Annotated in this window: 14 protein-coding genes; 8 read left to right on the top strand and 6 right to left on the bottom strand. The window is 59.7% G+C overall.

All coding sequences use genetic code 11. From position 1 onward, the window contains the following. Positions 1-176 precede the first annotated feature (176 nt). The 4 genes from LB577_RS05010 to LB577_RS04995 all read left to right on the top strand — a co-directional run bounded on the left by LB577_RS05010 (position 177) and on the right by LB577_RS04995 (position 3,807). The gene (locus LB577_RS05010; protein WP_224685792.1) at positions 177-1,157 is read left to right on the top strand and encodes a DUF4331 family protein; all 981 of its coding nucleotides are present in this window, start codon (positions 177-179) and stop codon (positions 1,155-1,157) included. An 84-nt stretch (positions 1,158-1,241) separates the two neighbouring features. Continuing rightward, on the top strand, positions 1,242-1,823 hold the full coding sequence (locus LB577_RS05005) for a HupE/UreJ family protein (RefSeq protein WP_224685791.1): 582 nt from the start codon (positions 1,242-1,244) through the stop codon (positions 1,821-1,823). A 117-nt stretch (positions 1,824-1,940) separates the two neighbouring features. Further along, positions 1,941-2,684: a sensor histidine kinase gene (locus tag LB577_RS05000; protein ID WP_224685790.1), complete on the top strand. Its 744-nt coding sequence runs from the start codon at positions 1,941-1,943 to the stop codon at positions 2,682-2,684. Between the two features lie 49 nt (positions 2,685-2,733). Beyond that, a complete protein-coding gene (locus tag LB577_RS04995; protein WP_224685788.1) occupies positions 2,734-3,807 on the top strand; it encodes a dicarboxylate transporter/tellurite-resistance protein TehA in 1,074 nt (357 codons plus the stop codon). 1,186 nt (positions 3,808-4,993) lie between these two features. On the opposite strand, the gene LB577_RS04990 is transcribed toward LB577_RS04995, so the two are convergent. The 4 genes from LB577_RS04990 to LB577_RS04975 form a co-directional block, all read right to left on the bottom strand. Next, positions 4,994-5,386 (bottom strand): GlcG/HbpS family heme-binding protein, encoded by a 393-nt coding sequence (locus LB577_RS04990; protein ID WP_224685786.1) that lies wholly within the window; start codon positions 5,384-5,386, stop codon positions 4,994-4,996. Positions 5,387-5,434: 48 nt separating this feature from the next. Further along, positions 5,435-6,274: an enoyl-CoA hydratase/isomerase family protein gene (locus LB577_RS04985; protein WP_224685785.1), complete on the bottom strand. Its 840-nt coding sequence runs from the start codon at positions 6,272-6,274 to the stop codon at positions 5,435-5,437. A gap of 293 nt (positions 6,275-6,567) precedes the next feature. Beyond that, entirely contained in the window at positions 6,568-8,391 is a 1,824-nt protein-coding gene (locus LB577_RS04980; protein WP_224685784.1) for an ABC transporter ATP-binding protein/permease, read from the bottom strand. Between the two features lie 15 nt (positions 8,392-8,406). Beyond that, the gene (locus tag LB577_RS04975; RefSeq protein ID WP_224685783.1) at positions 8,407-8,700 is read right to left on the bottom strand and encodes a hypothetical protein; all 294 of its coding nucleotides are present in this window, start codon (positions 8,698-8,700) and stop codon (positions 8,407-8,409) included. 205 nt (positions 8,701-8,905) lie between these two features. Between LB577_RS04975 and LB577_RS04970 the strand changes: the two genes are divergently transcribed. Further along, positions 8,906-9,421, top strand: coding sequence for a Dps family protein (locus LB577_RS04970; protein ID WP_224685782.1), 516 nt, complete (start codon positions 8,906-8,908; stop codon positions 9,419-9,421). Positions 9,422-9,555: 134 nt separating this feature from the next. Here LB577_RS04970 and LB577_RS04965 read toward each other — a convergent pair whose 3' ends face one another. After that, entirely contained in the window at positions 9,556-10,182 is a 627-nt protein-coding gene (locus LB577_RS04965) for a sensor histidine kinase (RefSeq protein ID WP_224685781.1), read from the bottom strand. Between the two features lie 363 nt (positions 10,183-10,545). On the opposite strand from LB577_RS04965, the gene LB577_RS04960 reads away from it, so the two are divergent. The 3 genes from LB577_RS04960 to LB577_RS04950 all read left to right on the top strand — a co-directional run bounded on the left by LB577_RS04960 (position 10,546) and on the right by LB577_RS04950 (position 12,221). Next, positions 10,546-11,256: an SDR family NAD(P)-dependent oxidoreductase gene (locus LB577_RS04960; protein ID WP_224685817.1), complete on the top strand. Its 711-nt coding sequence runs from the start codon at positions 10,546-10,548 to the stop codon at positions 11,254-11,256. Positions 11,257-11,280: 24 nt separating this feature from the next. Then, positions 11,281-11,517: a tautomerase family protein gene (locus tag LB577_RS04955; RefSeq protein WP_224685780.1), complete on the top strand. Its 237-nt coding sequence runs from the start codon at positions 11,281-11,283 to the stop codon at positions 11,515-11,517. A gap of 248 nt (positions 11,518-11,765) precedes the next feature. Next, positions 11,766-12,221, top strand: coding sequence for a VOC family protein (locus LB577_RS04950; protein WP_224685779.1), 456 nt, complete (start codon positions 11,766-11,768; stop codon positions 12,219-12,221). A gap of 64 nt (positions 12,222-12,285) precedes the next feature. Here LB577_RS04950 and LB577_RS04945 read toward each other — a convergent pair whose 3' ends face one another. After that, positions 12,286-13,101 carry a substrate-binding periplasmic protein gene (locus LB577_RS04945; RefSeq protein WP_224685778.1) on the bottom strand — a complete coding sequence of 272 codons (816 nt, stop codon included), beginning with the start codon at positions 13,099-13,101 and terminating at the stop codon, positions 12,286-12,288. Positions 13,102-13,229: the final 128 nt, after the last annotated feature.

Raw genomic sequence — 13,229 nt, 5'->3', positions numbered from 1 at the left:
GATCCTCAGCGTCGGCGCCCATCAATGGAAACTAGCACGTCGGGCCACCGAAACGATCGATACCAAAGTATCGGGAATACCATTGTTCAATATATCCCGAATTTTACCGCTGTCAGTACTCCACTAGTTCAGATTTCGAGCCGGTCAATCAATTTTCCGCCGAGGAGGATATCACGATGTCACATCACTATTCAGGTCCCAATTTCGGGTTCCCCCGTGCAGATGCACGCCTGGACCTCACGGATCTCTATGCCTTTGCGAAGCCGGGGGACCCGGAGAAGTCGATCCTGATCATGAACGTGCATCCGTCGTCCACGGTAATCGATCCGGAGGCTACGACCAACGAACCGTTCTCGCCTGACGGCCTCTATGAAATTAAGATCGACACCAATGGTGATGCGGTCGCCGACATTGCGTTTCGTGTCCGCGTTTCGTCCCTACAAGGACCGATGCAGATCGCCACGGTACGCCGCGTTGAGGGGCCACTGGCCGCTGGGACAGACGACGGTGGAGAGCTTGTCTTTCTGGATGCTCCGGTGTCGACAGGCAGGGATGCGCAGGTGACCGAGGCTGGTGACTATCGTTTTTTCGCGGGCTGGCGAAGCGAAGCATTTTTCTTTGACACCTTGGGTGCCGTGAACGATCTGCATTTTACTGGCGCTGATTTCTTTGCCGACAAAGACGTCTGCAGCATCGTTCTGGAAGTGCCCAACTCCACGCTGGGAACCAAACCGGTTGGCCTGTGGGCACGCACGCTGGACAAGAAGGGTGAGGGCTGGGTGCAGGTTGAACGGGGCGCGCGCCCTCAGCAGGCCGTATTTCTGCCCGGTGAGGAGCAAGGCGCTTACCTTGCAGGCGAACCTGCGGATGATGCCCGGTTTGTCGCAACATTCGCGCACGCGCTGGAGCACACGGGTGGATATGTGCCGGACGAAGCCGAGCGGGTGGCAAGAACATTGCTCCCAGACATCATGCCCTATGACCCGAGACGGCCTGCGTCCTTTCCCGAAAATGGCAGGACCCTGACAGATGATGCCGCGGATGCTTTTATGGCCATCCTTACCAACGGCAAGATGCCGCAAGACGGGGTTGGGCCGCATAGCGATCTGCTAGCTGAGTTCCCTTATTTGGGTCCCCCTCACAGTGCTCACGATTAACAGCAGTGCCCTGTGATCTCTGCGTGCCCTTTCTGCAAGGAGACGCGTAACGACTTTCCATCTGTTGAACCGAAGGAGACTACAATGCGCGTGATCTCGACTTGGATAGTTCTAACCTTAGCCTTCGTGACGTCCGCCTCGGCGCATCCGGGCATCGGTTTGGGCGCCTCCTTCGCAGCCGGCGTCGTACACCCGATAAGTGGGCTCGATCATATCGCCGCTATGACGGCAGTCGGCTTATGGGCAACCGTCAAAGGAGGACGCGCTCTCTGGGTGTGGCCATCTACCTTCGTCGCAATCATGTTGGTCGGCGGCTTGCTTGGCCTGGCGCAGATTGCCGTCCCCTTCGTCGAGGCCGGCATTCTGGCTTCAGTCGTCATGCTGGGACTTATGGTGGCATTGGTGGTCAATCCGCCGGTATGGGTCGGCGCCTCGATCATTGGTGTTTTTGCGCTGCTGCATGGACATGCTCACGGAGCGGAGGTCGCCCATAGCGTGAATGGGCTGGAATACGTCGCGGGTTTTTTGCTCGCAACGGTCATCCTGCATGCGATCGGCATCGGCTTGGGGTTCACTCTGCAACGCGTGGCCCCGGGTCCGATCAACCGCATTGCCGGCGTGATCTGCGTGGCCGTCGGGGCCGGACTGTGCGCGGGAGTTATTTGAACCCGGCCCAGAGAAGAGTGCTTCTGGCATCCAGTTAGACTGGCTCAACCATGACGGTCGCGACCGTGTGCGCAGTTGTAACGCGAGAACTGTGGACCGAGCAAACGGAGGAATCGAATGTCGGGTACAGAGATAGATGTATTTGCCGGCCGGACGAATTTTCCCCAGGATCGTCTGGCCCTGCAGATGTCGACCGCCGGCATCGTTCATGATCTGGGAAATCTCATCCAGGTCGCCTCGTCGGCGTTGAACCACCTGGGTCGAGACCCGAACATCGCAACGGCTCCGGGAGCAGTGACCGTAATTGCCGGTGCCAAAAGCGCGCTGGAAAGAGCTGGTTGCCTTGTCAGGCAAACCATCAGGACAGCTAAAGAAATCGAAGGCGTGATTGCGCACGCGAACGTGGCCATTTGCTTGGCGGACGTCCATTCCCTGGTTCGAAGCGCCTGGAATGAGAACATTCATCTCGAGATTTGCGTCGGCTCCAACCTTCCTTTGGTAACGTGCGATCGGGTTGGCTTGCAAAATGCGGTCCTCAACCTTCTGTTTAATGCGCGCGATGCCATGCCTGACGGCGGTTTGATCTCAGTTCGTGCCTCTGTATCTGCAAATTCCAGCCACGTGGATCTTTGCGTTGAAGACCATGGAATTGGAATGACAAGCGAGACGATGGTCCGGGCATTCGATCTCTTCTTCACGACAAAAGGCGACGGCCTGGGCGGCGTTGGATTGCCGATGGTGAAACGTTTCGTTGAAGAATCGGGAGGGAGCATCGATGTTGAAAGCACCCTGGGGTCAGGCACAGTCGTGACGCTGAAATTGCCCGCGATACGTAGCGGCTCGATGGGCTCGGGCCGCTAGACTTGGTTGGAATGCCCTGCGATTCCGTGCAGATCCGTGAGGTGCAATTATGAAAGAGTTGCTCGAATCTGACGGCGTGGTCCAAGTGAGTGGACTGCCTGCCGGAGCAATGGCGGCATTGGAGCGTCAGCCCGTGCTCCATCTGCCGACGGAGCGATCTCTAATAGCTCGGTTTCCGGCCTCATTCTTCGCCATCGGCCTCGGGACAAGTTCTTTTGCCGTCATGTGGCAGGTTGCGTGTCAACTGTGGGCAGCTCCCAAAGGAATTGCTGTAGCGGCGGTGATATTGGCCATGTGCGTGTGGGCCGCTCTTTTGTTCCTATACGCTTTGAAATTGTGGCTAGCACCATTGGCCGTGCGCGCTGAACTCGCGGATCCCGTTCAGAATTGCTTTCCTGGCCTGGCGGGTGTCGGGATTATGCTAACCGCGGTGAGCGTACTGCCGTTCAGCGCGACAGCGGCCACCATCCTCCTGGGCATCGGTGGGCTGTTCGCGGTTGGATTCGGGTTCTGGCACTCGCAAATGATCTGGAAAGCGGCAATCGCTCTATCGGACGCTACGCCGGCGTTGTACCTGCCTGTCGCCGCTGCGTCGTTTGTCCTTAGCATCGGGCTATCGGCATTTGGGCGATCTGAGTGGGCCCAATTGGCTTTAGGCGCTGGGCTCTTCTCATGGCTTACGATCGATTCCGTCTTGTTCTACCGGCTCTATTTTGGCGAGCCGCTTAGAGATCAGATCCGGCCGACGCTTGGGGTCCAGCTCGCGCCGCCGGCGGTCTGCTCGCTAGCCTATGTCAACGCATCGGGCACCTCCGGAGACGTTTTTGTTCACTGTCTCATAGGTTACGCCATCCTGCAGGCAGTTGTCCTTGGCGGCGTGCTTCCACGCATCGTTGGCCGTTTTTCCGCCGGTCTCTGGAGCGTCAGCTTCGGCGCCACGGCATTGGCGACAACGGTTGAGAAGCTGGCCATCAGCGGCGACGCGGGCCTGGCTGGCGTCTTGGCTCTCCCAATTTTTGCGGCCGCAAACCTGCTCATCATGTGGCTGGCGGCTAGAACAATCATTCTGGCCGTGACCGGCTCATTATTACCCGCTCCCCCAGAGGGGAAAGAGGGGAAGTAGCCAGCTGCATGCACGCAACGAACGTCGATGCGGTGAGGCTACCCTTCAGGATGCGTACTTAGGTCCGCCGGACAGGGCCCAATTTCTTGACAGAGTCTTCGTTCAGGCGTCGTCTGTGGGGTCGAGAAGGCGGACGTGATGGCCTGCAACTGCAAGCAGATGTTCGTCAGGTTGCCCGTTGATCGGCTCGTGGACCATCGTCAACACGGTCTGCACGCCACGGTCACGCGTTAGCTTCGTTTCGGGACCAAGCGGCTCGACGACTACGATTTGGGCCGGGATGCTGGACCCTTCCGGAGATGGCGAAATATTCCGGCCGACACCGTGGACGGAGTCCGTGCCGGAAGGCTGGAACGCTGCCGGGCAGCGGCAGCACGATGCCGCCATCGGTCGACAAAACGGGCCGCCCATCGGTGCTTTCTAAGTGGCCTTCAGTAGGTTCATCTTCGGCGAACCGATGAATTCGGTAACGACATCCTCGGCGTAATCATAGGGTCGAGCCGCCGGCCGAGCTGATACTGCCCGCTCACAACCACAATCTGATCGATCATGTTTATGGCTTCGACCTGGTTGTGGGTCACGTGAACGAGGGTAGCGAGCCTGCGGTGCAAGCTCTTGATTTAGGCGCCCATAGCCACGCGCAGATTTTGCCTCGAGCTCGGAGAGCGATTCATCGGACAGGAAAACATGGTCGCGCACGATCGACAGATCCATCGCCACCCGGTGGGAGCGACCAGCCTCAGTGAGAACGCCATGTTCTCAGCCACCGACATATACGGATAAAGTGCATAGTTCTGGGACACAGTGGAGATGTCGCGCTACCTTGCGCGGCACGTCGTTAGCGACCCGTCCGCCCATGCCGACCGTCCCGCAGGTCATGTTTTCATGCCCGGGGTAATTGGCAGCGTCGATTTTCCGCACGCGTTGCGGCGGGCGAGCACCACTTGCGTTCGGAAACGTCGGCCGAGACGCCAGGAAGCACCTCGAACGGACCATATGCCTCGTGACCCTTGTCGATGGTGATGCTGGCCATCAAACCACGGCGAACGCGTTCATGCACAGCAGGGGGTATGTCACCTTAAGGAAAGTTCGGGACAGCCGTCTTTCGCAAAAGAAAACTACGTCGGGCTGGATCGTGATCCGGGCACCTTTCGCCCAGGCTCTGACGAACCAGCCCGAAGAGTGGCTAACCGACAGCAGCCTCGGCGATGGCGACATCCTCTTCTGCAGTGCCGCCGCTGACGCCGACACCTGCATAAACTTTACCGTCCTCGTCGACCAGAGGGATACCTCCACCCATGGGGCAAAAGCGCCCGCCGCCGACCGTGGGCAACGCATACAGCGATTGCCCCGGCTGTACGAGCGGCAGGATGTCCGCGGTGCGCAGGCGCACGAGGGCCGAGGTATACGCCTTACGCTCGGAGATCTCGAGCGCGAAGAGAGGCGCGCCGTTCATCCGGTGTTGGAGCACGAGATTGCCGTGAACGTCGATGATGCAGACTGCTACCGGGACATCGGCCTTTGTCGCCTCTGCCTCCACACGTTCGGCAACCGACTTCGCTTTGGTGAGCAGATCCATCAGGGTTATCCTTGTTCTTGAGGGGACGCCATTACCATCCATCGCGGTCTATCGCGGCGGCAACTCGCCCAGGTGGAAGGCCAGCCGATTCTCGACGTCTCCCGGGGCCTGGAAGCCCTTTGCGGTCAGCGCTTTTATTCCTTCCTGAGCGGCGGGCCGGCCCAGCGAGGCTATGCAGGCTTCCCAGCCGGCGCCTAGCTCGACATCCGGGGTGAGGCTGGTGTTGACCAAGCGCTTTGTTTGCCCGATCGCCCATTTGTCGAACCTGGAAATCCGGGTGGCGAGCGCGTCAACGTACGCGTCGAGCTCTGCGTCAGGCAGGGCTTTGTTCACGTAGCCATACGCCTCAGCCTGTTCTCCACGGATGTCCTCGGAGCTCAACAGAACCTCCATCGCGCGATTGCGACCGATTAGGTGAGGCAGGCGGGCCATCGGTCCCCCGCCGGCGACCATACCCACGCCGACCTCCCACTGTGAAATGATGGCCTTTTCCTTGCTAGCGAAAGCCATGTCGCAGGCGAGGGTGATTTCGCTGCCGTTACCGGTTGCGCGACCTCTGATGAGGGCGATCGATGCCACCGGCGCGCGCGTCAGGCGCACAAGAAAATCCGGCCATGGCGGCAGACCTGTCGGCCCTGGCGGCAGCGCGAGCATATCCTCGATCCGCGCCTTGAAGTCTGAATGGTTGAGGAAGTATCCATCGACGCTACTGTCGAACACCACCACCCGAACGTGTTCGTCAGCCTCAATGGCGTCAATCAGATGTGTGAATTCTTGCACCATCTGTGGACCCATGACGTTGAGCGGGGCATTCTCGAACGTGACACGCCAATAGGTAGGCGTCCGGCGTGTCAGGCGAATCTGCGAGGTGGTTACCTTGGTGTCCACTGGAAGCTCCTTGGATGTTTACCTACTCTGTGCCTAGAAGATGAGGCATTGGCTGCTGGCCCGCGATTGGACGAACGTGTCGCCAAGACCATGGTGTCGGTCTGCCGGGGCAGGGCCTATCCCTCGGTGATCAAACGGCACGCCCCAATCGCGCAGCAAACTTCTGGTCTGCAGATCCTCTGCGGGATAAGTGCTGCTTCAAGCGAACTGCTTGGTCATCGCGCAAAAGAGGGATCTAGCGGGTGGCCAACCGAAGAGGCGATGGCGCCGGCCGGCGCGATTGTGAAATCGGTCTAATGCTCGCGGCCGACGGCAGCCGGCGGCGGATCAATGGCGCCGGCCCTGACGCGAGCAGGTTTCAGCGGCTTGGCACCGGCATCCTTGACGATTGTCAGGCCACGCGGAAAGAACCGGTTGTGATGCTGGCCGCGCCCGATGTTGATGATCGTGGCACCCTTCAGGTGCTTTTCCAGCATCGACAGCACGCGCCGAAGCACGGGCCCTTCAAACGCGTCCATCGCCTCGTCGATGATCACCCATTTCGGCTGTCGCAAGGCGAGCCTCGCCACACCCAGCAAGCGCTGTTCGTCATCGGCCAATTCATGATCCCATCGCCTGACCCGTTCGAGTGAGGACGCCAGCCGTTCAAGACCAACCTCGGCAAGCACCGCCGCGATATCGGTATCGCTTGCGGGCGCATGCCCATTCGCGTGGTTGAGCACCTCGCGCAACGTGCCGGCCGGCAAATAAGGCACACGCGGCACGAAGATGAGGGTTTCTCCACCCGGCAGGCCGATCTTTCCCCCGCCCCAGGGCCACAGGCCGGCAATGGCGCGGAAGAACAATGTTTTGCCGGCGCTCGGCTCGCCGGTGATCATGACGCGCTCGCCGGGCCGGATTTCGACGTGCTTGTCGGTGAGCCTGATGCAGCCTTCTGGCGAGGCGACTTGGAGCTTCTCGAACGTCAGGCTGCCATTGGCGTTGTCGCCGAATTCGATGCGCCTTTCCTGGTCGTGCAGCACATCCGTTTCATCGAGCGCGATGTGAAAGTCAGCGACGCGCATCAGCGTGGCGCGCCAGTCGGCGATGCTGCCGATGTTGTTGACGAACCAGCGCAAGGACGAGTGCACCTGATTGAAGGCGCCGACCGCCATCATCAGCCCGCCGAAACTGATGTCACCAGCGAAATAGACCGGAGAGGCAACCAGGATCGGCGCCACGACGGTGATCCAGCCATAGGTATCGGTCACCCAGGACAGGTTGATCTGCGCGGTATAGATGCGGCGCATCGCGACCAGCACCGTGCCAAGGTCGATTTCGAGCCGCCGCTTGGCATCGGCTTCGCCATGGTAGAGCGCCATGGCATCGACATTCTCGTTGACGCGCACCATCGACGAGCGCAGCTCGGCTTCGCGGGTGTAGCGATCGCTGTTGAGCTTGATCAGCGGGCGCCCGACCAGCCAGCTCAGCCACGAGGCGATGCCGGCATAGATGAACGCGGCCCACACCATGTAGCCCGGTATCGCCAGCGACCAGCCGTTGACGTGGAAGACGAAGCCGGACGACAATTGCCAAAGCACGCCGACGAACGACACCAAAAGGATGAGCGATTGTAAGAGCCCGACGCCAAGGTCGGTCGACAGGTCGGACAGATGTGCGGCGTCCTGTTGCATGCGCTGATCGGGATTGACGCCGATAGCCCCGGCGTTGGCCAACCGGAAGGCGCGCGCCGGGCGCATCCACTGGTCGATCAGGTCGAGCGTCAGCGCTTGGCGCAGCTTCAGCCGGAACATCTGGTCGAGCCAGGTCTGGCCGATGTTGAGCACCAGCAGCCCGCCGGCGATCATCGCAAACACCATGAGCTGGTGCAGGAAGGCCGCCATGTCGCGGCGCGCCAGCGCATCGTAGAAAGGTTGGTTCCAGCTGTTGAGCAGCACCTGGCCTATCGATGTCGCGACGATGACGGCCATGACGACAACCGAAGTCCACAGCAGCCATTTGCGGACCGGCGAGCCGACCAGCGCCGCTCTGATTGTCGTCACCTGGTCGCGCAGACTGCTGGATTCCACGGCAACGGGCTGAACGGCGGCCGCGTTTGTATCCAGTTCGTCAGCCATGGCCCTGTCCTTGCGTCAACAGCGTTGGTCAAACCAGATGAAGGTGCTTGAAGGCATCCGGCGCTCCAACAGCCCGCGAATACACTCGCCACAGAGAAACCGGGGACGCCGCGCAACCGCAGTTTTCATCATGATGACGTGGGCTTCATCGAGCGAGACGATACTGCGGCGCTTGATGCTTGCCCCAAGCGTTATCGGCGACAGGTCTTCGTCACTTGGACATCGGTTTAACGACGCGTACACGATGCCGGTACTGACTGACACCGTCCATAGCACCTTGGTGTCGGCAAGCAGCTTCAGCGTCACCATTTCAATGCGGTAGCTTTTCGGGGATACGGTTTGACGGTGAACGCGCCAAATCCTCCTCGCGTCAATTCACACGTGAAGCCCAGAGTAAATGCATAGCGTCGCTGCGATCCCCCCACACCTTCGTCTGATTGGATCAGAACACGGCATTTCCTATGTCGTCTATCGAAACGACGCCGGTGCGCGGCCTATAGAGGGAAGTGAGAAAATGACGCAACAGTTGAGCAAGACAGCCGGTTCGGATCGCTTCCTTCGCACTCCGACAGATCTTGGTTCCGAGGCAACCCGCGACATCGCTGCCGGCCTCGCCGGTCTGCTTGCTGACGTGTTCGCCTTGTATCTTAAGACCAAGAATTTCCACTGGCACATCAGCGGTCCGAATTTCCGGGACTATCACCTATTGCTCGATGAACATGGCGACCAAATCTTCGCGATGACCGACGCGATCGCCGAGCGTGCGCGTAAGATCGGCGGAACCACGATCCGTTCGATCTCCGATATCGCGGGACGCCAGCGCATCCTCGACAACAACGCCGATTACGTTGATCCCCAAGACATGCTCGCGGAGCTTCATGGCGACAACAAGCAGTTGGTGGCGGAGCTGCGTCGCGTGCATGAGTTGTGCGACAGCTATTCGGACGTTGCCACCGCAAGCCTGATCGAAGGATGGATCGACGAAAGCGAACGGCGCAGCTGGTTTCTCTACGAGATTTGCCGCGCCTGAGCGAAAAGTGGGCAAGGATGGCGCACTCCGTTCCGTATCGATCCGTATCGGCTCTGGCGCGTGAAATTGGCTCGACTTCCGCCGACATTCCGATGGAACGCAGACCGCGATGCTGGCAGTTTCGTGTGCAGAAGCTAGGACGTGATCAGAGGGAACCGCACACACGCAACCGATCCACGCGGGGTGAATTTCCACTGCGCAGAGCCGCCAATTTCCGCCGTCAGTGCGCGTATCAGCCGCCGCCCGCCTTCCTCTGGCCGATGATAGGCCGCGCATCCGTCGTCGCAGACAACACACCAGACGCTGTTGCCACTCCTGTTCAGTGAGACACGGATTGAACCATGGCTATCCCCCAGGCCGTGGCGTGCTGCGTTCCGGACCAACTCGGAGACAATCAGACCGACGCGCCAGCAGCGCGCGGCGTCGAGCCGGATTTCGTCCGTTGCCACGGTCAGCTGAATGCTTCGCTCGTCGAGGGAGGCGCGTGAAAGGCTGTGACACAGCTTCCCAACATGATCACCGAGGTCGATATATTCCTCAGTGATGGGCACGAGAAGCGATTGATGCGCCTCTGCCATCGTCAGCAGACGGTCCGCTGCGCGCCTTAACGCCGGCGCAGCCTCTCCCACGGAGGCTGCCAGCGACAGAATCGCGATCGCTTCGCCATATTCGTTGATCACCCGATGGCTGATCTCTTCTATAAGATGCGATGCCAGCGGCTGGCACGATGCGGATGATGGATTCGCGCGTCCTGTTAGCATGACCAGATCCTCCACTAACGCCGCCCCGCCTCGGAAACGCCGTTCGCGATGTTCCGGAAAAATCACAGCAGATCGCGCCGAAACATTCTATTGAGCCAAGGTGTCGGCAATACTTTGGGAGATACGCCGTGTGGATCGGCGCTCCGCGTACTGGCGAGCAGTGCTCGCCCCCGTCAATATTCTCGGCTCTGTGGAGGCGCCTGTCGACTACAAAGTATTGTAGATCGTCGTATGAATGCCGATACGAAAGTATATGCGACACCATTGGACGATGGCGACCGGACCCATACTGCACATACATATTGGCTTGAACATGACGGGGCGCAGTCCAGTCGTGAGGGTTCAATCTCGGCGAGGTCTGTCATGGGAACTGGTCAGAAAGTGGTTGTCATCACCGGCGGGTCGCAAGGAATCGGCGCGGCGCTGGTTGAGGCGTATCTCGGCCGGAATTGCCGCGTTGTCGCCACCTCTCGATCTATCCAACCTTCCGACAGATCGGACTTGCTCACGATCGCGGGCGATATCGGCAACCCCGCGACAGGGCCAAGGGTGGTCGAGGAAGCACTGCAGCGTTTCGGGCGGGTCGACACGCTGATAAACAACGCTGGAGTCTTCCTTGCCAGCAGTTTCACGAATTATTCGGCAGAGGATTACGCCCGCGCGGTTGCCACCAACCTGACCGGTTTCTTCTTCGTCACCCAGGCCGTGATAGCCGCAATGGAACGTCGGGGTAGCGGCCATGTCGTCAACGTCACAACCAGCTTGGTGAAGCAGGCCAGTTCGAAGGTGCCATCGGTGCTTGCTTCGCTGACCAAGGGCGGAGTTGATGCAGCGACCCGCAGTCTCGCGATCGAATATGCCCGCAGCGGAATCCGGGTGAACGCCGTGTCTCCTGGCGTCATCAGGACGCCGATGCATGCCCCGGAGACCTACGAGATGCTGGCGGCCTTGCATCCGCTAGGCCGCCTGGGTGAGATTTCCGACATCGTCGGCGCGGTCCTCTACCTGGAGGACGCCTCTTTCGTGACGGGGGAAACGCTTCATGTCGACGGCGGCCAGAGCGCTGGCCACTGAGCCATCAGTCAAGGGAGGCTCTTCATGCCTATTGTTACCGTCCAGCTCACGCGCGAGGGCACCGAGCCCGGTGTGAACCATGTAACTGCGGAGCAGAAAGCAGCCATCTACAAGGGCATGAGCGAGGTGCTGCTCGACGTCCTCGGCAAGCCCCTGGACTGGACCTGGGTCGTGTTTGAGGAAGTGGAGATGGAGAATTGGGGTTGGGGCGGGATGCCCGTCGCCGAATACCGCAAGTTGCTGGCCGCGAAGGGCGTTTGAGCCCTCATCGCGTTTCCCGAAAAGCATACTGGCGCTTCGGCCGAGACGGTTTCGTCTCCGACGTCGGCAGCCATGATGTGTGACACCGTCGAGGTGGAAATGCCCTGTACGTCGCCGGCCACGGCTGAGAGACGGATCGATACCAAAGGCAACTTAAAACCCGTGTCGGCGAAGCCATACTAAAATCTGTCGGCGCGGGCCGGGGCGGCCCGCGAAGGCCTCAAAAACTCTCTCAATAGGAGCCGCGGATGCCCGAAGTACGAGTTGAGGATCACATCTATACAATGCCCCCGCAGCGGGGCTTTACCGTCGCACATTTTCTGACAGTCGCCGACATCGAACGCTCCGCACGATTTTATGAGATGGTCTTCGGGGGCCGCGTCCTGAGCCTGGGCGATAGCAGTGGCGCGCCAGGATACATCCGGATCGCGAACACGTGGCTTATCGTCAACATCGGCGGCGGCCCCACACCTGACAAACCGTCGGTGACGCTCGGTGTTCCCCCAGATCCCGATTCGCTCAGCAGCTTCATGAACATCCGCGTTGCTGACATCCACGACTGCTATCGACGCTGGCAAGGCCGGGGCGCTGAGTTCATCACGGAGCCGATGGAAAAGTATGGCGAGACCCGCTGCTACATTCGCGATCCAGACGGCTACATCATCGAAGTGGGTCAGAGTAAGCCGCATGTCGTTTACGGTTAGTCCTGGAAGCACGCATACCTTGTCCTCGAGCCAGGCCTTGGTCTTGGGTGAGATGCTGAATGGCTCATCGCGGAAAATCGGACGGAGCGCCGTTCGGGAAATATTTTCGGTAAATCGCCTGGAACTTTTCGGTCTGCTTGAAGTGCTTCAAAGCGATCGAGAAGGCGTCGATCAGAGCGGGCGAAACGCGCGCCTTGGTGAAGCAGACATATACATTTTGTTCCGCCACGCCACGGGACAAGATTGGCTCGATCTTTCCGGACAATCTCAATTTTGTGATCTCACTCATCCCGTAGACGAGGCTCGTGACCGCGTAATCGACACGGCTGGCTGCCAGCATGCGCAAGCTGGCGTCGGTGTCGTTTGTTGGGACCATGTTTTTATGCTCGCGCAAGAAATTCCACAGCTCGGGCGACACGGTCGGTTGTTCGGACACGCCGGGGATCGGTCTGCGGACGGCGACGGTGTGTCCAATGAGATCGTCAAGCGACGAAAACTTCAGTCTTCCGATGTCGGCCGTGCGCACGAACAAAACCCACCTATCCCGGATCAGCGGCTCGTCCGGAAAAGAGCAGAACCGCTGTCCCTCGGTTCGCAACGTGGCGAGCATTCCATCGCGCTCGCCGCGGACTACCATCATCCACGCGCGCCTAGCGGGGAAGAATTCGAAGGAGGCGTCCTGTCCCAAGCCAGCAAAGACCTGCCTGAGGACTTCGACCCCGAATCCCGGCGCCTTGTCATCGGCTATGCCCTCGAAAGAACCCAAGAAATCATCATTGACAAACTGCAAACGCTTCGCCGCGGACGCTGGTCCGCCGAGCGTCCCGGCAACAGCGACAATCCCACATAGCAATCGGCTGAAGCCGGCCCATCTCGCCATTTGCGGGTGTCCCTTGCATTCCACATTCGCACGATAGTGTAGGAAGGCGAACTATGCGATGGTACCAGGTCTCCATCTCGCGCGGCCTAGCAGTCTTGCTAACATGAATTGTGCGAGTTTGTCGCCGC

The sequence above is a fragment of the Mesorhizobium sp. B283B1A genome (genome assembly GCF_020165735.1).
Taxonomy (GTDB): domain Bacteria; phylum Pseudomonadota; class Alphaproteobacteria; order Rhizobiales; family Rhizobiaceae; genus Mesorhizobium; species Mesorhizobium opportunistum.
The sequence above is the reverse complement of the archived record's forward strand: the minus strand, read 5'-3'. Positions and strand labels throughout refer to the sequence as shown.